22 protein-coding genes are annotated in these 17,751 nt (G+C 68.5%); 11 read left to right on the top strand and 11 right to left on the bottom strand.

Annotated elements, in window-relative coordinates; translation table 11 throughout:
- Nucleotides 1-3 precede the first annotated feature (3 nt).
- Complete coding sequence (locus tag AC5Y4S_RS24130; RefSeq protein WP_500035123.1) at nt 4-627, bottom strand: nitroreductase family protein; 624 nt, start codon at nt 625-627, stop codon at nt 4-6.
- Between the two features lie 19 nt (nt 628-646).
- Nucleotides 647-1,129, bottom strand: coding sequence for a carboxymuconolactone decarboxylase family protein (locus tag AC5Y4S_RS24125; RefSeq protein WP_068138652.1), 483 nt, complete (start codon nt 1,127-1,129; stop codon nt 647-649).
- Between the two features lie 199 nt (nt 1,130-1,328).
- Between AC5Y4S_RS24125 and AC5Y4S_RS24120 the strand changes: the two genes are divergently transcribed.
- From AC5Y4S_RS24120 to AC5Y4S_RS24110, 3 genes are read left to right on the top strand one after another with little or no spacing between them, the layout of a single operon-like run.
- The gene (locus tag AC5Y4S_RS24120; protein ID WP_500035185.1) at nt 1,329-2,018 is read left to right on the top strand and encodes a hypothetical protein; all 690 of its coding nucleotides are present in this window, start codon (nt 1,329-1,331) and stop codon (nt 2,016-2,018) included.
- Nucleotides 2,019-2,027: 9 nt separating this feature from the next.
- Nucleotides 2,028-3,461 (top strand): class I adenylate-forming enzyme family protein, encoded by a 1,434-nt coding sequence (locus tag AC5Y4S_RS24115; protein WP_500035122.1) that lies wholly within the window; start codon nt 2,028-2,030, stop codon nt 3,459-3,461.
- Between the two features lie 27 nt (nt 3,462-3,488).
- On the top strand, nt 3,489-4,202 hold the full coding sequence (locus AC5Y4S_RS24110; RefSeq protein WP_500035121.1) for a hypothetical protein: 714 nt from the start codon (nt 3,489-3,491) through the stop codon (nt 4,200-4,202).
- Here AC5Y4S_RS24110 and AC5Y4S_RS24105 read toward each other — a convergent pair.
- Together AC5Y4S_RS24105 and AC5Y4S_RS24100 are read right to left on the bottom strand one after the other, a co-directional pair.
- Entirely contained in the window at nt 4,188-5,174 is a 987-nt protein-coding gene (locus AC5Y4S_RS24105) for an NAD(P)H-dependent flavin oxidoreductase (RefSeq protein ID WP_500035120.1), read from the bottom strand. The two genes, AC5Y4S_RS24110 and AC5Y4S_RS24105, sit on opposite strands and share 15 nt — an antisense overlap.
- Entirely contained in the window at nt 5,171-5,563 is a 393-nt protein-coding gene (locus AC5Y4S_RS24100; RefSeq protein WP_500035119.1) for a tautomerase family protein, read from the bottom strand. Before AC5Y4S_RS24100 ends, AC5Y4S_RS24105 begins: the two co-directional genes overlap by 4 nt.
- 93 nt (nt 5,564-5,656) lie before the next feature.
- Between AC5Y4S_RS24100 and AC5Y4S_RS24095 the strand changes: the two genes are divergently transcribed.
- On the top strand, nt 5,657-6,550 hold the full coding sequence (locus tag AC5Y4S_RS24095) for a LysR family transcriptional regulator (protein WP_500035118.1): 894 nt from the start codon (nt 5,657-5,659) through the stop codon (nt 6,548-6,550).
- A gap of 66 nt (nt 6,551-6,616) precedes the next feature.
- Here AC5Y4S_RS24095 and AC5Y4S_RS24090 read toward each other — a convergent pair whose 3' ends face one another.
- The gene (locus AC5Y4S_RS24090; protein ID WP_500035117.1) at nt 6,617-7,426 is read right to left on the bottom strand and encodes an alpha/beta fold hydrolase; all 810 of its coding nucleotides are present in this window, start codon (nt 7,424-7,426) and stop codon (nt 6,617-6,619) included.
- A gap of 88 nt (nt 7,427-7,514) precedes the next feature.
- Between AC5Y4S_RS24090 and AC5Y4S_RS24085 the strand changes: the two genes are divergently transcribed.
- A complete protein-coding gene (locus tag AC5Y4S_RS24085; RefSeq protein WP_500035116.1) occupies nt 7,515-7,847 on the top strand; it encodes a DUF962 domain-containing protein in 333 nt (110 codons plus the stop codon).
- Nucleotides 7,844-8,392 (top strand): TetR/AcrR family transcriptional regulator, encoded by a 549-nt coding sequence (locus AC5Y4S_RS24080; RefSeq protein ID WP_500035115.1) that lies wholly within the window; start codon nt 7,844-7,846, stop codon nt 8,390-8,392. The genes AC5Y4S_RS24085 and AC5Y4S_RS24080 overlap by 4 nt, the downstream gene beginning before the upstream one ends.
- Here AC5Y4S_RS24080 and AC5Y4S_RS24075 read toward each other — a convergent pair.
- The 6 genes from AC5Y4S_RS24075 to AC5Y4S_RS24050 are packed head-to-tail and all read right to left on the bottom strand — an operon-like array spanning nt 8,389 to nt 12,142.
- Nucleotides 8,389-9,246, bottom strand: coding sequence for a lipase family protein (locus AC5Y4S_RS24075; RefSeq protein WP_500035114.1), 858 nt, complete (start codon nt 9,244-9,246; stop codon nt 8,389-8,391). The two genes, AC5Y4S_RS24080 and AC5Y4S_RS24075, sit on opposite strands and share 4 nt — an antisense overlap.
- A gap of 19 nt (nt 9,247-9,265) precedes the next feature.
- Entirely contained in the window at nt 9,266-9,859 is a 594-nt protein-coding gene (locus tag AC5Y4S_RS24070) for a YbhB/YbcL family Raf kinase inhibitor-like protein (RefSeq protein WP_500035113.1), read from the bottom strand.
- 52 nt (nt 9,860-9,911) lie between these two features.
- Complete coding sequence (locus tag AC5Y4S_RS24065; protein ID WP_500035112.1) at nt 9,912-10,355, bottom strand: SRPBCC family protein; 444 nt, start codon at nt 10,353-10,355, stop codon at nt 9,912-9,914.
- Nucleotides 10,356-10,390: 35 nt separating this feature from the next.
- Nucleotides 10,391-11,395, bottom strand: a complete 1,005-nt coding sequence (locus tag AC5Y4S_RS24060) for a zinc-binding dehydrogenase (RefSeq protein WP_500035111.1) — start codon at nt 11,393-11,395, stop codon at nt 10,391-10,393.
- A 31-nt stretch (nt 11,396-11,426) separates the two neighbouring features.
- Complete coding sequence (locus tag AC5Y4S_RS24055) at nt 11,427-11,831, bottom strand: SRPBCC family protein (RefSeq protein ID WP_068187267.1); 405 nt, start codon at nt 11,829-11,831, stop codon at nt 11,427-11,429.
- On the bottom strand, nt 11,828-12,142 hold the full coding sequence (locus AC5Y4S_RS24050) for an ArsR/SmtB family transcription factor (RefSeq protein WP_500035110.1): 315 nt from the start codon (nt 12,140-12,142) through the stop codon (nt 11,828-11,830). Before AC5Y4S_RS24050 ends, AC5Y4S_RS24055 begins: the two co-directional genes overlap by 4 nt.
- Before the next feature lie 89 nt (nt 12,143-12,231).
- On the opposite strand from AC5Y4S_RS24050, the gene AC5Y4S_RS24045 reads away from it, so the two are divergent.
- From AC5Y4S_RS24045 to AC5Y4S_RS24025, 5 genes are all read left to right on the top strand, one after another.
- A complete protein-coding gene (locus tag AC5Y4S_RS24045; RefSeq protein ID WP_500035109.1) occupies nt 12,232-12,954 on the top strand; it encodes an MBL fold metallo-hydrolase in 723 nt (240 codons plus the stop codon).
- A 183-nt stretch (nt 12,955-13,137) separates the two neighbouring features.
- On the top strand, nt 13,138-15,429 hold the full coding sequence (gene aceA / locus AC5Y4S_RS24040; RefSeq protein ID WP_500035108.1) for an isocitrate lyase ICL2: 2,292 nt from the start codon (nt 13,138-13,140) through the stop codon (nt 15,427-15,429).
- Nucleotides 15,430-15,673: 244 nt separating this feature from the next.
- Nucleotides 15,674-15,895 carry a hypothetical protein gene (locus AC5Y4S_RS24035; protein ID WP_500035107.1) on the top strand — a complete coding sequence of 74 codons (222 nt, stop codon included), beginning with the start codon at nt 15,674-15,676 and terminating at the stop codon, nt 15,893-15,895.
- Between the two features lie 112 nt (nt 15,896-16,007).
- Nucleotides 16,008-16,400 carry a hypothetical protein gene (locus AC5Y4S_RS24030; RefSeq protein WP_500035106.1) on the top strand — a complete coding sequence of 131 codons (393 nt, stop codon included), beginning with the start codon at nt 16,008-16,010 and terminating at the stop codon, nt 16,398-16,400.
- A 152-nt stretch (nt 16,401-16,552) separates the two neighbouring features.
- The gene (locus AC5Y4S_RS24025; RefSeq protein ID WP_500035105.1) at nt 16,553-17,713 is read left to right on the top strand and encodes an LLM class flavin-dependent oxidoreductase; all 1,161 of its coding nucleotides are present in this window, start codon (nt 16,553-16,555) and stop codon (nt 17,711-17,713) included.
- Nucleotides 17,714-17,751: the final 38 nt, after the last annotated feature.

Below are 17,751 nucleotides of genomic sequence, written 5' to 3'. Positions count from 1 at the left end.
AGGCTATCCCCAGGAATTCCAATAAGTGATGGTCTCCGCGGGCGGGCGTGCGGCCGGCCGGAAGTCGGTGCCGATGGTGTAGGCGACCGGGAACAGCGCGGCCTGGGTGGCCGTCGGCGGGATGCCGAGCAGCTCGGCCACCTGTTGCTCCTTGGCCAGGTGCATCGTCGTCCACACCGATCCCAGCCCACGCGACCGCAGGGCCAACAGGAAGCTCCAGCCGGCCGGGATGATCGACGCCCAGGCGGAGGCGGCGGTCAGCAGGTTCGAGTTGTCGATGCGGTTATCCAGGCAGGGGATGACGTGCACGGGGACCCGGGCCAGCGTGTCCGTCAGGGCCAGCGCGCCGGCGTACACGCGCTGGGTCTGGGGATCGGAAGCCTCCTTTGCCGCGTACGCGAGGTACTCGGCGCCGACGCTGCGGTAGATGTCGCCGATCGCGGCGCGCTTGTCGGCGTCCGTGATCACCAGCCATCGCCAATCCTGCGCGTTGCTGGCGGTGGGGGCCTGCATGGCGAGCCGGATGCACTCGAGGACCACCTCGCGTCCGACCGGCCGGTTCAGGTCGAGGCGTCTGCGCACCGCCCGTGTGGTGGTCAGCAATTCGTCGACCGAGGCGAGGTCCATTGGGTCCTTCCCGACGGGGTCAGAGGTCGATGGCACAGGATTGGTCGACGCCCAGGACGGTCAGCGAACGCCCCAGGCCGAGAAACACCGCGACACACAGCGTGAGATCGAGGATCTCCTCGTCCGAGAACGACTCCCGCAGCCGGTCGAAGAACGCGTCGCCCATCGACGCGTGGTCGGTGGCGAAGCGCTCCGCGTACTCGATGGCCAGGCGCTGGCGCGTGGTGTAGCCGGGGTAGCTGGCGTACGCGGCTACGTTGTCGTACAGCTCGGGGGCGACCCCGGCGTCCAGGACCGACTGGGCACGGAAGTCCGAGCAGGCGACGCAGTCGTTGATCTGGGCGATTCGCATCCGGGCCAGCTCCCGCTCCTCGGCCGGCAGCATGCTCTGCTGGTAAGCGCCCCGGATCATGCGCTCGACCATGGAGCCGAGCTGCGGTCGTAGCGACCAGATCATGGCGGCTTCGCCGCCGGGGCCATCTGGAACATTGACTCGGGCCATTCGTGAACTCCTGCCCGCGGAAGATCGTTACCTAGTGGAGCAAACCAGATTCTCAACTGGGCTGTCTAGGTCGGATCCGGCATGCGATCGTGCATAGGCAGACCCGGCGCCGCCGCGAAATTCTGGTTGGCTACGGTCCGTTGATTGAGGGCGCTCATCGGGCGGGCGTCCCGAATTTGGAGGTCGGTGCGTGCTGTTCATGCACGAGGTGCACAAGGTCCGTGGCCGCAGTGAGGACGACTTCGAGGCCGCGTTTCGAACGGGCTGGATGCCCATGCTCGCCGCCGGGAACGACGCGCGGTTGCTGTGGTACACGAACCAGGCCCATGGCAGCGGACCCGCCTACACGGTGATCACCGTGACCGCCGTTCGCGACGGCGCGGCCTGGGAGCGTCTGACCCAGCGGGTCCAGAAGGGCGACCTGCAGGAGTGGATGCGCCACCTCGACGAGCTCCGCCACGAGGTCGACGCCAAGCTGCTGGTGCCGCTCCCGTGGTCGCCACTGCAGGAGGTCCGCCTCGAGGAGGTGCCGGTCGACGGGCGAGAGCACGACATGAGCCTCTACATGGAGGACACCATGTGGCCCTACGAGGACAAGTTCGAGGAGTACATCGTCAGATGCGGCGAGGTCTACGCCAAGAGCCTCGACCAACCGTCATCCATGCTGAGCATGCACGCCTCGTTCCAGCCCGCCCTCGGCAGCCACGTGCGCCGCGAGGTGATCCTGATGCAGCGCATCAGTAGGCCGGAAGCGTTGCTCGATCTGCTCCGCACCCACATCCCCGCCGAATACCGCGCCCCCGGGACCTGGATGTACGACGCGCTGGACCTGCGCGACCAGTGGACCAGCCGGCTGCTTAGAACCTCCACCTGGTCGCCGCTGCATTAGGGACCGCGGATGAACACCGGGACGATCCACGAGGCCGCCGCCATCGGCGATCCCGCCCGGGCTGCCCTGATCATCGACGGGCGCAGCATCAGCTACGGCGAACTGGCGACGACGGTTCGGCGGTGCGCCGCCACCCTGGCCGACCGGGGCGTGACGGCCGGCGAGCGGGTCGCGGTCGTCGACAACGGCAGCCTGATGTCGATCGCGACCCTGCTCGCCGCGCCGCGCCTCGGCGCCGCGGCCGCGCTGATGAATCCCGCGCTGACGCCGCCGGAACTACAGGGACTGCTGAAAAACGCCGGCTGCGCCGACGTCGCGGTCGCGGGGGAGCAGTACGCGCAGCGGGTGCGCGAAGCGGGTGCACCGATCGTCCTGACCGCCGCCGACCTCGCGGATGACGTCGTCGAGCCCGACCCGTCCGCCGGCGACGGGGAGGCCCTGGTGCTGTTCACCAGCGGCACGACCGGACTCCCCAAAGCCGTCGGCATCTCCACCCGGCAGCTCACCGCGCGGATCAAGGGAATGGCCGCGCCGTTCCGGGCGGACGCCGCACCCGCGGTGGGCATGATGTGTGTCCCGTTCTTTCACGTCGGCGGCTCGCTCGGCACGCTCGGCAGTCTGTACTCGGGCAACACGTCGGTGGTGCAACCGCGGTTCGACGCCGGCGAGTGGCTGCGGCTGGTGGCGCAGCACCGGGTCACGGCCACCTTCATGGTGCCGACGATGCTGCAGCGCATCCTCGATCACCCGGACTTTGCGACCAGCGACCTGTCGTCCCTGGTCGCCATCGCGTACGGGGCCGCCGCCGCGCCAATTGCGTTGGTGCGCAGGGCGATGGCCGCGCTGCCGCACGTCGCGTTCGCCAACGTGTTCGGGCAGACCGAGACCCTCGGGGCCTACACGACCCTGCTGCCTCAAGACCACCGGGATCCGGCCCGGGCCGGTTCGGTGGGCCGGCCGCTGCCCGGGGTCGACGTGCGAGTGGTGGACCCCGTCACCGGCGACGACGTCGCACCGGGAACGGTCGGCGAACTGTGGGTGAACACCATGCAGAACGTCACCGAGGGGTGGCTGCACACCGGCGACCTCGCCCGCCGGGATGCCGACGGCTACATCTTCCCGTGCGGCCGGCTGAGTGACACGATCAACCGTGGGGGAGAGAAGTTCGGCCCGGTCGAAGTCGAGGAGGCATTGCGTTCCCATCCTGCGGTGAGCGACGTCGCGGTCGCCGGCGTCGCCGACGACGAGCTCGGCCAGCGGGTCGGGGCGGCCGTAGTTGCTTGCGCCCCAGTGACACTCGAGCAGCTGCGGTCGCACTGCCGCGAGCTGATCGCCTACTTCAAGCTGCCCGAGCGGCTGGCGATCGTCGACAGCATTCCTTACAACGCGACCGGCAAGGTCAGCCGCCGCCAGATCGCCGCGCTCATCTTGCACGAGACATGAGCTAGTGCCTGAACTCAGGGAGTGCCAGTGCTGTTTCTTCACGAGACCCACAAGGTGGTCGGCTCTCGGCAGGAGGAATTCGAAGCGGCCTACCGTGACGGCTGGATGCCCATGCTGGCCAAGGGGGACGATGCCCGGCTGCTCTGGTACACGAACCACGCCCACGGCTCCGGGGTGTCCTACAACGTCGTCACCATCACCGCGATCAGCGACGGCGCGGCGTGGGAGAGCCTGGTCCAGCGTGCCCAGACCGGCGACCTTCGGGCCTGGATGCGCGAGCTGGACACCCTGCGCCACGAGGTCACGGGCAAGATGCTGGTGCCCGTCTCCTGGTCACCGCTGCAGACGGTCGACCTGGCCAGCGTGCCCACCGATGGCGCGACGCATCCGCTGAGCCTGTTCATGGAGGACACCGGCTGGCCGTCCGCCCCGCTCGACGACTACATCCGCATGTGGGACGAGATCTACTACCGGGTGCTTTCCAAAGCCCCACGCGGGATGCGCATCCTGGACATCCAGGCGTGCTTCCAGGTCGCGCATGGGAGCTATCGGCGGCGAGAAGCCATGCTGTGGCAGAAGATTGACGACGCCAACAACTATGCGGCGCTCGTGCACCTGCTGACTACCGAGACCCCGCCCGAGCACCGCGCGCCGGGCAGCTACATGTACGAGGCCCTCAAGTACCGCGATCAGTGGGAGAGCCGGCTGCTGCGGACGTCGAGCTGGTCACCCCTGTACTGAGCACCGGACCTGCGCCCGGTTGAGGATCTCGCCGGCCTCGCCGACCATGTCACCGACGATGTCCGCGGCGGGACGGATTTGGCGGACGCGCCCGATTGCCTCGCCAATGATGATGGCCGCGGTGTCGAAATCCTCTGCGACCGTCGCCGTTTGGAAGGCTTCGACCGCCTCGGTGAGCGAACCGGACAGCTGCTCCTCGCGGTCATGCCAGGTGCCGAGGAAGGGGTTGGCCAGCGCCCGGACCGTGTATTCGGCGGGCCAATCCAGCCGCCGCACAAGGTCATAGACGCGGGTGCGAACGGTCTCGTCGCCGCTCGCTCCGATGGCGCGCTGCTGGGCCCGCGCCGACACCAGCGCTTCGGTCGACGCCCAGAACCTGGTTCCGACGAGCGCACCGTCGGCGCCGAGCGCCAGCGCCGCGGCCAGGCCGCGGCCGTCGGCGACGCCGCCGGCGGCCACCACCAGGGTTTGGGGCGAGCGTGCGGCGACGAGATCGGCGACGTCGGGCACCAGCGTGAAGGTGGAGCGGGCGGTCATTCCGTGCCCGCCGGCCTCGCCGCCTTGGGCCACAATGATTTCCGCGCCGGCGTCGAGGGCCCGCCGCGCGTGGTCGAGGTTCTGCACCTGCGCGATCAGCGGGACGCCGGCCCCGCGGATGCGGTCGGCGAACGGCTGCAGTTCACCGAACGACAGCATGATCGTGGCCGGCTGGCGCGCCAATGCTTCGTCGAGCAGGTCCGGCGTGCGGGCCAGGCTCCAGGTGATGAACCCGGCTCCGACCCTGGTCCCGGCGGCGTGGTCGAATTCCCGTTCCAGCCATGCCGCGTCACCGTAGCCCCCGCCGATGAGGCCCAGCCCGCCGGCCGCCGTCACCGCCGCCGCCAGCTGGCCCCCCGAGACCATGGCCATCGGGGCGAGCAGGATCGGGTGTTCGATCCCGAAAAATTCCGTGAGTCGGGTGCTGAGCGTCATGTCAGCTCCCCGGTGAGGAACTGGGCCCGTCCATATCCGAACGACCAGTCCTCGTCGCCGTTTTCGGTGATCGAGACGATCACGTCGGCCGGGTCGACCCCGCACCGCTCGGACAGATTGGTCACCAGCAGCTCATAGAACTTCTCCTTCATCGCGCGCGTGCGGCGCCGGCTCACCACGTGCACGACCACCTGCCCGGTCGAGCGGGTGATGCCGAGACCGGTGTCCCACGCGACGATCTCGTGGGCCGGATGCGTGCGCACCACCTGGTAGCGGTCGCGCGGCGGCACCCCGAACGCTTCGACAACTGTGTCGTGGACGGCATCCAGGAGGGCCCGAAGCTCCTCCGGCGTGCGGCCCTCGATGAGGTCTATGTACAGCAGCGGCATTGTGTCTCCTTGAGTCCTTGGTCTGATTACGACGCTAGGCCCGCCGAAAGCCGCTGTGAAATGCCCGATGTAATCGATCTATGCTTGCCAGACATGGGCGGTTTGGACGGCGGCCGGGTCGAGTTGCGCCACCTCCGGGTGTTCGAGGCGGTGGCGCGACTCAAGTCGTTCACGCAGGCCGCGGATGAGCTCAGCATCACCCAACCGGCGCTGAGCCGCACCATTCAACAGTTGGAGGACGCCCTGGGAGTGACGCTCCTGGACCGCAGTTCGCGCCACGTCGAGACGACGCAGGCCGGCCGGACTTTCCTCGACCATGTCGAACGAGTCCTCGCGGAACTGGAACGCGGGTTCGGCGCGGTGCGGCAGCAGGCAGTGATCCGCCTCGGATTCAGCTGGTTGCTGCCCGACCCCTGGGCGCAGGACACCCTCGCCCGCTTCGAGCGCGCCACCGGGACCGCGGTCGGGCTGGTCCGCACGGACGACGCGCCGGGCGCGGTGCAGCAGCGCAAGGTCGACGTCGCCGTCGTGCGCGGCCGGCTCACGGCGGCGGGCCTGCGCGTCGTGCACCTGTTCAACGAGTCTCGGGTCGCGGTGTGCTCGGTGCATTCGGCGCTGGCGGACCGATCGGAATTGGACTGGGCCGAGGTACCGCGGTGGCCCTTGGTCGTCAACACCGCCAGCGGCACCACCGGCCCGTGGTCGTGGGCCGCCGGCGCGGGACCCGAAACGATCGTGGAGACAGCGAATTTCGACGAGTGGATCGAATCCGTCGCGGCCGATCGCGGCCTCGGCGTGATCCCCGACGTCGCCGTCCGGCGCAACATCCACCCCGGGGTGCGCTTCATTCCGCTGCGGGGCGCGCCCCCGAGCCCGGTGGCGCTGGTGTTTCTGCCGCGCGGCCGCAACGCCGCGCTGCGCCGCTTCGTCGAGGCGGCCGTCGAGAGCGCGCAGGGGTTATCGGGACTTCCTGTTCGCGAACCTTGAAGCAGCGTCACGTTTCTCGGCGTGTCGTTGCAGCCTGTGCAGTGCCGCGGCGCGGTGACGCGCCGGTCACCGCCGCAGGCTGACCGATTCCAGGAACGGCTCGGCGACGGCGAGAAAGCCCTTGGGGTCCGACGAAAAGACCACGTGACCGGTGTCGAGGATCTCCAGCCGGGACCCGGCGATGGCGTCGTGGGTCGCGCGTCCCGCTCGCAACGGTATGGCGATGTCCTTCTTGCCCCACACGATCAGCGTGGGCACGGACAGTTCGCCGGCGCGGCCGCGCAGGTCGTGCTCGAGCGGCGCCGTGGCGTGGTTTCGCCACAGCGCCGCGCCATTGCGGACGCCCTCGGGCGTTTTCGCCACCGCGGTCGTACGCTCGACGATCCGCCGGTCGCTGTCGGTCTTGGCCTTCATGTAGCCGCGGACGAAGAAGGGAGCGACCCGGCGGAACACCGCCGGCGTGCCGAGCACCCGGCAAAAGGCCCGAACCGTCGGAGTGAGGGCAACAAACCCGCCCGTGTTGACGAGGATCAGACCCGCGACGCACTCGGGGCGATTGATCGCCAATCGCGCGGCCGCGAACCCGCCGACCGAATTCCCGATCAACAGAACCTTCGACAGACCCAGGCCGTCCACGACGTCCTCCAGCACGTCAGCGAAGAGCGGCGAGCTGGTCTCCATCGGGGAGACGAGCGGATCGGATTCGCCGTGCCCGGGCCAGTCCACCGCGATGGTGCGGTAGTTCGTGGCCAGCGTTTCGACAATGGGATCGAAGTCGTGCCGGTCGTGCAGCGTCGCATGCAGCAGCAAAACCGTTGGACCACTGCCGGATTCGTGGTAGCCCACGCGCCCAGCGCGGGTTTGAACAGTCGCCATCGGAGGTCCTCTCGCAGATGTTGACCGACTGGTCGGTCATGGCTTACGCTACAACGACACGATCGCCCTGACAAGAAGGGATCCCGCGATGCCGGCCCCGCCGCCCGAAGCGCCTTTTGCGGACAAGATGGCCTACTACCGAACCCAGCACACCTCGAAGGGGGTGCGGGCGACGCACCTCGTCGGCACGCCGATCATCGCGGCCGGCCTCCCGCTGGTGTGGGCCAAGCCGAGAGTGGGCGCCGCGATGTTCGTCGGCGGGTGGGCCCTGCAAATCATCGGGCACCGGGTGTTCGAGAAGAACCTGCCGTCGACCCACAAGGGATGGATCACCTATCAGCTCACCGGCGTGATCCACGTCTGCGAGCAGTACGGCGAAATGCTGGCCCGCCGCAGCCAACGTCGGGCGGGGGTGCGGTGAGATCGCCAGAGCCGGGGCGCAATGCGCTGCTGGACGCGGGACAGCGGTTGCTGGGATCGGCCGACCTGGCCCGGATTTCGGTCAACGCGATCGTCGGTGAGGCCGGCATGGCGAAGGGCAGCTTCTATCAGCATTGGCCCAGCCGGTCGGAGTATCTGCGGGCGCTGCACACCCGGTTCCATGACGACCTGCTGGAGTTGATTACCGCCGCCATGGGCGACCTGCCGCCCGGCGGCGAGCGGCTCGCGGCGGGGATGAACGCCTACCTCGACGGCTGCCTGGCCGAGGCGGCCACCAAGGCGTTGCTCGTGCAGTCGCGGACCGAGGCCGGGCTGAGCGATTTGGTCGCCGCCCGCAACGAAACCGCGGCCGCGCTGATCGCGCCCGATCTGGCCGCGCTCGGCTGGGCGCCCCCGGAACCGGTCGCGGTGCTGCTCGTCGCGGCGGTCGCGGAGATCGCCCTGATCGAGCTGGCCGCCGGTAAGCGCGACAAACGGCTGCGCCGCGGGTTAATTCGGCTCGCCACCCGGACACCGGCGGACTAGGAGGGCTTGCAGGCCGGCTCGAGGTTCAGGGTCGGGCCGCCCGATTGCAGCGACAGCAGGTACAGGTAGGTCGCGAGCGAATGCTCGCACGCCACCGAGTATTTGACCAGAACCTTCGGTGGCAGCGGCAGCAACCGAATCGGGTTCAGCCAAGTCGGATTGAGCACGTGTTCGTAGTCGACGGGGGGAGGCAGGGCGGTGACGATGTCCAACCGGTTCGCGATGCGAAACGAGTTCTTCACCACCTGGTCGAAGGTGGCGGCGAACAGCGAATCCCCGGTGCGCGGACTGGCATACGTGTAGACCGCGGGAGCGGCGAATGTGGTGTTGGCCGCCAGATCGAGGGCCAGCAGCGTCGCCAGGGCTCCGCCCAGGCTGTGCCCGCAGATCGTCACGGAGCCGACGGCCTGCGGGAACGCAAGGTTCGCAAGCGCGTCGACCACCTTCGGCGAACCCGACTGGGCCCCGGTGCGCAGCGACTCGTACATGTCGGTGAAGCCGTCCTCCGTGTGCCCGGCTCCCGTCAGGAAAGGGCATGGCACCAGCCCGAATTCGACGTCGTGGATCCATTCCAGCCACCCTGCGGTGCCGCGGATCGCGATCGCCACGTTGCCAGTCTTGTTTTCCTGGCAGATGAGCCCGATGGAGACTTCGTCGTCGGCGCGGGCCGGATTCATGTCGGTCGCCAGATCATTGGCGTAGATCGTCGTGACCACGGTGTAGTCGACGCCGCCGGCGCTCAGGGCCTGCCCGGCCTTGTTCGTCAAATCGCCGGGCGATGTCGCGCGGGTCGCATCGACGAGCTGGCCGAATTGTATCGCCAGCGTTACATCTAACGTGGGTTGTGCCGGCATGGCGCCCCCGCCTGGGTCATCAGCCCTCGAAGGTTCCGGTGAATTGCGCCTGGGCCGCCGCCGCCTTCGTGATCGCCTGCGCCGCCGGCACTCCCGTCAGTCCCGCGGGGAGCTGGTAGGTGGCGGGAAGCTGGTAAAGGGTGAACCGGTAGTGGTGCACCCCGGTGCCCGCGGGCGGGCAGGGCCCGCTGTAGCCGGCCTGCCCGGCCGAGTTCGGCAGGCTGCTGGCGCCGGCCGGGGTCTGGCCGTCCGCGGTGCTCCCGGGACCGGGTGGTATTCCGACGACGATCCAGTGAACGTAGGGTCCGCGCGGGGCGTCCGTATCGTCGACGACGAGTGCCCCGCCCAACGGCGCCGACCACGTCAAGGGCGGGGCGACGTTGGCGCCCTTGCAGGTGTATTGGGCGGGGATCGGCGCGCCGTCGGGGAACGCCGGGCTGCCGATGGTGAGCGGCCCGTCGCCGGGCGCCTGCGCGACGGTCCGGCCGAGGGTCGTCACCTTGGGTGTCTGCGGCGCCGTCGAATGGCTGCCCCCCTGGCCGCCGCAGCCGGCGAGCGTGACGAGGAGCGCCAGCCCGGCGGTGACCGGCGCGAAGCGGTGAAGCGATTCCATACAGGACAGTGTCGCTCGCCGACGGTCGGTCGGGAAGGACTCGTTTTCGAACCTACTTGCCGCCCTTGACCGCGAGCACGCGCTTGCGCAGGCCGTCGGTCGCGGTTTCCATCAGGCCCTTGGCCCCCCTCTTGACCAGGAACCCCGGCACCGGGGCGGAAAGGTCCACGGTCAGATCGAAACGCACGCGGGTGGAATCGCCGTCGGGCGTCAGGGTGTAGCGGCCCTCCTGCGCGCGCTGCTGTTTGGAGCTCTCCAGGGTCCAGCCCACTCCGTCGTCGTGAACGGAGTAGTCGAGCACCTGCTCGTCGCTGACGCCGACGATTTTCACCGTTTGCCGCGATTTGCTCGGATGGCCGTCGGCGTCGCGTTCCAGGATTTCGACCTTCTTGTGAAACGAGGACCACTCGGTCAAGGACTCGAGGTCGAACAGCACGTCCATGATTTCGTCGGGCGTCGCGTCGATGACGACTTCGCGGGAATCGGTGATAGCCATGACGGATTAGATAGCCATTGTCGCGGTGCTAAAACTCACGGCACCAGCACCACCTTGCCGACGTTCTCCCGGGCCGCCAGGATCCGGTGCGCTTCCGGCGCCCGGGCGAACGGCACCGCGGCATGGACGACGGGAGCGATGGTGCCGTCGTCGAGCGCCTTGGCCAGGGGGGTGATCCACGGCTCGAGCGTGCCGCGGTCGTCCCACAGCCGCAGCATGTTGATCCCGATCACGGCCTTCGACTCCGAGAGCTGATCGAGCAGGTTGAAACCGCGCAGCATCGCCACGGCATGCGGCGCCGCAGCGCGCAGCGAGCGCTTATCGCCGTGTTGCATGTTCGAAATGCCATAGCCCACAAGCCTTCCGCCCGGGCGGAGCAGCGCGTAGGACCGGCGCAGCGACGTGCCGCCGAGCGCGTCGAGCACCAGGTCGTAGGGCTCCAGGCCCTTCCACCAGCCGTCGCGGCGGTAGTCGATGGCCCGATCGACGCCCAGCTCGGTCAGCTTCGCGTGCTTTGCGGGCGACGCGGTGCCGTGCACCTCGGCGCCGGCCGCCTTGGCGAACTGGACGGCGGCGATGCCCACCCCGCCGGCCGCGGCGTGCACCAGCACCCGCTCGCCGGCGCGCAGCGACCCGTAACCGTGCAGCGCCGCCCAGGCGGTCGCGTAGTTCACCGGGACGGCGGCGCCCTGTTCGAAGCTCAACGCATCGGGCAGCGGGACGGAATCGCTCGCCGCCACGTTGACCACCTCGGCGTAGCCGCCAAATCGCGTGCCCGCCAACACGCGTTCGCCCACGCGGTCGGGGTCGACGCCGTCGCCGACGGACTCGACCGTCCCGGCGACCTCGTAGCCGACCACCGCCGGCAGCTTCGGCGCGTCCGGATACAGACCGACGCGGGCCAGGTGGTCGGCGAAGTTGACCCCGGCCGCCCGCACCGCGACCCGCAACTGTCCGGGGCCCGGCGGCGGCGGGTCCGGCCGCTCCTGGACCCGCAGGACCGACGGGTCGCCGTGCTTGGTGATGACGACTGCGCGCATCGTGTGATGGTCGCACACGGCGCCGGGCGCCTCAGGCCCGCGCGGTGGCCCCGGCGAGGCGGGGGAGAACGACGTCGCGCCAGCCGGGTCCCATGCGCTCGAAGGCCTCGGCCATCCTGGTGTCGTTCAGGTCAAATCCGCTGTGCTCCAAGAACACTCGAGTCCCGCTGCCTTCCGGCTCGAGGCGCCAGGTCAGGGTCCACGCCGCGGTGAATGTGTAGACGAAGCGGTGCGGGGGATCGACCTCGAGCACCTTGCAGGGTTGCCTGCCGTAGCCCGGCATGTCCAGGGTGAACTGGTGGCCGACCACCGCGGCCACCTCTCCCTCGGCCCACCACAACCGCATCAGCTCCGGTTCGGTCAGCAGCCGCCACACCTTCGCCGGTGGCGCCGCGACGAATTGGTCCACGCTGATTGTTGCGGGCGTCTCGCTCATTCCAGCTCCTCTGCCACCTCGGCCAGCCCGGCCAGCCGGGCGCGCCAGAACTTCTCGAACGGATGCAGCCACTCACCGAGCTCCGCCAGCGGTTCGGCGGTCAGGCGGTAGATGCGACGGCGGCCCTGCGGCTCGTCGGCCACCAGCCCGGCGTCACGCAACACCTTGAGGTGCTCGGCGACGGCCGGGCGGCTGAGCTCGAACCGGTCGCTGAGTTCGCCCGCGGACAGCGGGCGTCGGGCGAGGATCTCCAGCAGCTCCCGACGCACCGGGTTGGCCAGGGCGAGAAAGACCCGATCGGCGGCGGCCACCTCCGAAATATATGTCGGGAAATTCCGACATGTCAACTTTTTCCGACATGTTCTGCCACCGCGGCAGGAGCGGGGCTACCGTCCTTCTTGTGCACTTCGTCTGGGAACGGCTGACCGACACGGTCCATCGCTGCCGGCTGGCATTCTGCGACGTGACGATCGGGCTGGTGCAGGGCGCCGGCGGAACGCTGATCATCGACACCGGAACCACCCTCGCCGAGGCGACCGCCATCCACGCCGACGCGCGACGGCTCACCGGGCGCGATGTGACTCACGTCGTGCTGACACACAAGCACTTCGACCATGTCTTGGGTTGCTCGGCGTTCGGTGATGCCGAAATCCACTGCACGCCTGAGGTTGTCGAATATTTGACGTCGGGCACCGGTCACCTTCGCGCACACGCCCTTAGTTACGGCGCGAATGCCGCCGCAGTCGATCGCGCGATTTCGGCGCTGAAGCCACCTCGGCGCGGTCTATACGAAACCGCGATCGAGCTCGGCGACCGCACCGTTACGGTGACTCACCCGGGGCGTGGCCACACGACGGCCGACCTGGTCGTGGTGGTGCCCACCGGAGACGACGCCGGCGACCCGGTCGTGGTGTTCACCGGCGACCTGGTCGAGGAGTCCGCCGACCCGTATATCGACGCCGATTCCGACGTGGCGGCCTGGCCGGCCACCCTCGATCGGGTGCTCGAGATCGGCGGGCCCCAAGCCGTCTACGTCCCGGGCCACGGAAAGACTGTCGACGCCGAGTTCGTCCGCCGGCAGCGGGATTGGTTGAAGAAACGGGCGCTCTCGTCGCCCGGCTAGGCGCGGGCGGCTGTGCAGGCGGCAATGAGGGCGTCCCGATCGCCAGGCGCTTTGCTCGGTATCACCCGCGCGGAGTACGGCATGGCCACAGTTGCGGCTCGGGACTATCGACCCCTGATTCAACCGCCATGTCCGGGGATAAACTCACGATCAGCGGAGTCTGCTGAAGAGGAGCGAAACCCCATGGCCATCATCGAAACGGACACCGAGGTCCGCACGCCGTTCGAGCAGGACGTCGAGGCTACGCAGCGGTACTTCGAGAGTTCGCGCTTTGCCCGGATCACCCGCCTCTACACGGCCCGCCAAGTCGCGGAGCAGCGCGGAACGATTCCGACCGACTACACCGTGGCGCGGGAAGCGGCCGCGGCGTTTTACGACCGGCTGCGCGAACTCTTCGCGGCGAAGAAGAGCATCACGACGTTCGGCCCGTATTCGCCGGGCCAGGCGGTCAGCATGAAGCGGATGGGCATCGAGGGGATCTACCTCGGCGGCTGGGCGACCTCGGCCAAGGGCTCCACCACCGAAGACCCGGGACCCGACCTCGCCAGCTACCCGCTGAGCCAGGTGCCCGACGACGCGGCCGTGCTGGTGCGCGCGCTCCTCACCGCCGACCGCAATCAGCAGTACATGCGCCGGAACATGAGCGAACAGCAGCGGGCCACGACACCGGAGTACGACTACCGGCCGTTCATCATCGCCGACGCCGACACCGGTCACGGCGGTGACCCGCACGTGCGCAACCTGATCCGACGCTTCGTGGAGGTCGGCGTGCCCGGCTACCACATCGAGGACCAGCGCCCGGGCACCAAGAAGTGCGGCCATCAGGGCGGCAAGGTCCTGGTGCCGTCAGACGAACAGATCAAGCGCCTCAACGCCGCCCGCTTCCAGCTCGACGTGATGCGGGTGCCCGGCATCATCGTCGCGCGCACCGACGCCGAGGCGGCCAACCTGATCGACAGCCGCGCCGACGAGCGCGACCAGCCGTTCCTGCTCGGTGCCACCAACCTGAAGATTCCGTCCTACAAGGCGTGTTTCCTGGCGCTGGTTCGGCGCTTCTACGAGCTGGGAGTCAAGGAACTCAACGGCCACCTCCTCTACGCCATGTCCGACGCCGAGTACGCCAACGCCACCGCGTGGCTTGAGCGCCAAGGCATTCAGGGCGTGATCTCCGACGCCGTCAACACCTGGCGGGAGAACGGCAAGCAATCGATCGACGACCTCTTCGACCAGGTCGAGTCGCGGTTCGTCGCCGCCTGGGAGGACGACGCTGGGCTGATGACCTACGCCGAAGCCGTGGCGGAGGTCCTCGCGTTCGGGGAGAGCGAGGAGGAGGAGCCCAAGAGCATGCGCCCCGAGGAATGGCGCCAGTTCGCCGAGCACGCGTCGCTCTACGAGGCCAAGGAGAAGGCCAAGGAATTGGGCGCCGACTCGCCATGGGACTGCGAGCTGGCAAAGACGCCGGAGGGCTATTACCAGATCCGCGGCGGCATTCCGTATGCGATCGCGAAGTCGCTTGCCGCGGCGCCGTTCGCCGACATCCTCTGGATGGAAACCAAGACAGCGGACCTCGCCGACGCGCGACAGTTCGCCGACGCCATCCACGCCAAGTTCCCCGACCAGATGCTGGCGTACAACCTCTCGCCGTCGTTCAACTGGGACACCACCGGAATGACCGACGAGGAGATGAAGCAATTCCCCGTCGAGCTCGGGAAGATGGGCTTCGTCTTCAACTTCATCACCTACGGCGGGCACCAGATCGACGGTGTCGCCGCCGAGGAGTTCGCCACCGCCCTGAGGCAGGACGGCATGCTTGCGCTGGCGCGCTTGCAGCGCAAGATGCGCCTCGTCGAGTCGCCGTACCGCACACCGCAAACCCTGGTGGGCGGGCCGCGCAGCGACGCCGCCCTGGCCGCGTCCTCGGGACGCACCGCGACCACCAAGGCGATGGGCAAGGGCTCGACCCAGCACCAGCACCTCGTGCAGACCGAGGTGCCGAAGAAGCTGCTCGAGGAATGGCTGGCGTTGTGGAGCGAGCACTACCACCTCGGGGAAAAGCTCCGCGTGCAGCTGCGGCCACGCCGCGCCGGCTCGGACGTGCTGGTGCTGGGGATCCACGGCAACGGCGACGAGCAGCTTGCCAACGTCGTCTTCGATCCCATCAAGGATCGCCACGGCCGCAGCATCCTCACGGTGCGCGATCAGAACACGTTCGCCGAGAAGCTTCGCCAAAAGCGCCTGATGACCCTCATCCACCTCTGGCTGGTGCACCGCTTCAAGGCCGACGCGGTGTACTACGTGACGCCCACCGAAGACAACCTGTATCAGACCTCAAAGATGAAGTCGCACGGCATCTTCAGCGAAGTCAATCAGGAGGTGGGCGAGATCATCGTCGCCGAGGTGAACCACCCACGCATCGAGGAGCTGCTGAAGCCCGACCGCGTGGCGCTGCGCAGGCTGATCACCAAGGAAGACTAGGCACCCGCGACGGGTGACGTCGCTAACTGTTTGCTGATCTCGCCGCGGCCCTCGCCGGGCTCATCTCGTCGCGCGCCCATTCGACCCGCGCGGCGGCCCGCCCGCGCGGCCGGCTCCGCCTGATGCCTGTTACCCGGGTGCCCCCGTGCCGCGTTGTACGCGTTAGAAACTCTTCCTTGTGGCAATAGTTGCACATGCGTATGATTGGTCCTAGCAAGCGATCCTGCGAGGAAGGGACGGACCCATGAAGGCACAGGTTAAGAAGGCAATCGCGGTGCTCGGCGGCACGGCCGTCCTCGCTGCGACAATCGGATTCGGCGGCGTTAGCCCGGTGGCCACTGCGTCGTCGCCGGCGCACCCGTCGCCCAGCGCGACCGGGACCCACCCGGGCGCGACGGCTAACGCGGGCGGCAGCGGCGTGCACATCGCCACTCTCACCGCGTGCGTTTCCGGCCTCGACTGCTAGGCAGACCAAGTTCCCCACCGTTAGCGCTCCAACCCGTTTGTGCACCCGCACGCCCGGGTACGGAGAAGTGGACCGCAGCTACAGCGGCGCGAGTGGAGAGTGGGGATTGGCGATGAGATCAGGAGCTAGGAACGCCGTAGCGCTTTTCGGCGGCGCGGCAATGCTCGTGTTGGCAGTCGGATGTGGCGGCGGCAATAAGGGGCCGAGCAGCAGCAGCACGACGCCGTCGACCACCACTACAACTACGACCAGCGTGGCGCCCGCCCCGACGACGGAACCGGGTGGCCCGACTGGCGGCGGCGGTCCGGGCGGCGGAGGCGGCGGGGTCCCCGGCGGCCCGACCGGCGGCGGCGGTCCCGGCGGCGGCGGTGGCGGGGTCCCCGGCGGCCCGACCGGCGGCGGCGGTCCCGGCGGCGGGGGCGGCAGCATCCCCGGTGTCGGTGGCGGCGGCGGTGGACCGGGCGGCGGAGGCGGTTGCGTCGGCAACGTCTGCGGCGGCTACTGACACGCCGGTTACGGCGAAGACTTGCTCCCAAGCCGGTGGGGTCATGTGAATCTGGCCCCGCCGGCTGAGCAATATCTGGGGTCCGCCCTTTTGACCTAACCTTGGGCGGCTTGAGTTATGGTTCTCCGCAACTCGACCGCAAGGGGACTCCAATGGCCAAGCTCAGGTTTGGATATTTCATCGCCCCGTTCCACCGGGCCGGCACGAACCCGACGCTGGCCCTGCAGCGCGACCTGGAGTTCGTCGAACACCTCGACGCCGTCGGCTTCGACGAGGCGTGGATCGGCGAACATCATTCGGCGGGCAGCGAAATCATCAGCTCCCCGGAAGTCTTCATCGCCGCGGCCGCCGAACGCGCCAAGCGCATTCGCTTTGGCACCGGGGTCATTTCGCTCGCCTATCACAACCCGCTTTGGGTCGCCGACCGGTTGATGTTGCTCGATCACCTCACGCATGGGCGCATCATCGGCGGGATGGGACCCGGCTCATTGCCGACGGATTCCGCGATGATCGGGCTCAACCCCACCGACACGCGCGAGCTCTTGGAAACCAACCTCGACATCGTCGTGCGGCTGCTGGCGGGGGAGACCGTGAGCGCGAAAACCGCCACGCATCAGCTCTTTGACGCCAAGTTGCAGCTGGCCCCCTACTCGGACGGCGGGATCCCGCTGGCGGTCGCCGCGGTCGCCTCGCCGACCGGCGCGCGGCTGGCCGGCAAGCACGGCATTGGGCTGTTGTCCATCGGGGCGACGCTGATCGTTGAGGGCTTCGATGCGCTGTCCTATCACTGGGGCATCGTGGAGGAGCGCGCCGCGGCCTTCGGGACGCAGGTCGACCGCAAGGACTGGAGCCTGGTCGGGCCGATGCACATCGCCGAGACGGACGAGCAGGCCCGCGCCGACGTGAAATTCGGCATCGAGTCGTGGTTCAACTACTTCCAGAAGGTCGCGGCCTTCCCGCAGATGACCATGCCGGGGGAGCAGCTCGACGAGATGATCGACATCATCAACGAGAGCGGGGCCGGGGTGATCGGCACGCCCGAGCGGGCGCGGGCCCAGGTGCAGCGGCTCTGGGACCAATCCGGCGGGTTCGGCTGCTTCCTGCAGATGGGCCACGAGTGGGCCAATCCCGCCGCCACCAAGCGGTCCGCCGAGCTGTTTGCCGCCGAGGTGATCCCGCACTTCCAGGGTCAGGCCCAGCCGACCCTGGACGCCGCCGCGCGCGCCGGGCAGGTTCGCGAGGGCCTCGCGCAGTCTCAGCTGCAGGCCGTCGAGCACATGACCAAGAAATATGAAAGCGAGAAAGGCAGCTAGCGGCGGCCCTTTATCGGTCGGTGTCCGCGTGGACCTCA

This window comes from Mycobacterium sp. NGS64 (genome assembly GCF_059812245.1).
This window is presented reverse-complemented; position numbering and strand designations above follow the sequence as displayed.

Excerpts from the sequence above, each read along its gene's own strand:
- AC5Y4S_RS24130 (WP_500035123.1), bottom strand. The coding sequence starts at position 627 with ATGGACCTCGCCTCGGTCGACGAATTGCTGACCACCACACGGGCGGTG.
- AC5Y4S_RS24125 (WP_068138652.1), bottom strand. The coding sequence starts at position 1,129 with ATGGCCCGAGTCAATGTTCCAGATGGCCCCGGCGGCGAAGCCGCCATG.
- AC5Y4S_RS24120 (WP_500035185.1), top strand. The coding sequence starts at position 1,329 with ATGCACGAGGTGCACAAGGTCCGTGGCCGCAGTGAGGACGACTTCGAG.
- AC5Y4S_RS24115 (WP_500035122.1), top strand. The coding sequence starts at position 2,028 with ATGAACACCGGGACGATCCACGAGGCCGCCGCCATCGGCGATCCCGCC.
- AC5Y4S_RS24105 (WP_500035120.1), bottom strand. The coding sequence starts at position 5,174 with ATGACGCTCAGCACCCGACTCACGGAATTTTTCGGGATCGAACACCCG.
- AC5Y4S_RS24100 (WP_500035119.1), bottom strand. The coding sequence starts at position 5,563 with ATGCCGCTGCTGTACATAGACCTCATCGAGGGCCGCACGCCGGAGGAG.
- AC5Y4S_RS24095 (WP_500035118.1), top strand. The coding sequence starts at position 5,657 with ATGGGCGGTTTGGACGGCGGCCGGGTCGAGTTGCGCCACCTCCGGGTG.
- AC5Y4S_RS24090 (WP_500035117.1), bottom strand. The coding sequence starts at position 7,426 with ATGGCGACTGTTCAAACCCGCGCTGGGCGCGTGGGCTACCACGAATCC.
- AC5Y4S_RS24085 (WP_500035116.1), top strand. The coding sequence starts at position 7,515 with ATGCCGGCCCCGCCGCCCGAAGCGCCTTTTGCGGACAAGATGGCCTAC.
- AC5Y4S_RS24075 (WP_500035114.1), bottom strand. The coding sequence starts at position 9,246 with ATGCCGGCACAACCCACGTTAGATGTAACGCTGGCGATACAATTCGGC.
- AC5Y4S_RS24070 (WP_500035113.1), bottom strand. The coding sequence starts at position 9,859 with ATGGAATCGCTTCACCGCTTCGCGCCGGTCACCGCCGGGCTGGCGCTC.
- AC5Y4S_RS24065 (WP_500035112.1), bottom strand. The coding sequence starts at position 10,355 with ATGGCTATCACCGATTCCCGCGAAGTCGTCATCGACGCGACGCCCGAC.
- AC5Y4S_RS24060 (WP_500035111.1), bottom strand. The coding sequence starts at position 11,395 with ATGCGCGCAGTCGTCATCACCAAGCACGGCGACCCGTCGGTCCTGCGG.
- AC5Y4S_RS24055 (WP_068187267.1), bottom strand. The coding sequence starts at position 11,831 with ATGAGCGAGACGCCCGCAACAATCAGCGTGGACCAATTCGTCGCGGCG.
- aceA (WP_500035108.1), top strand. The coding sequence starts at position 13,138 with ATGGCCATCATCGAAACGGACACCGAGGTCCGCACGCCGTTCGAGCAG.
- AC5Y4S_RS24035 (WP_500035107.1), top strand. The coding sequence starts at position 15,674 with ATGAAGGCACAGGTTAAGAAGGCAATCGCGGTGCTCGGCGGCACGGCC.
- AC5Y4S_RS24030 (WP_500035106.1), top strand. The coding sequence starts at position 16,008 with ATGAGATCAGGAGCTAGGAACGCCGTAGCGCTTTTCGGCGGCGCGGCA.
- AC5Y4S_RS24025 (WP_500035105.1), top strand. The coding sequence starts at position 16,553 with ATGGCCAAGCTCAGGTTTGGATATTTCATCGCCCCGTTCCACCGGGCC.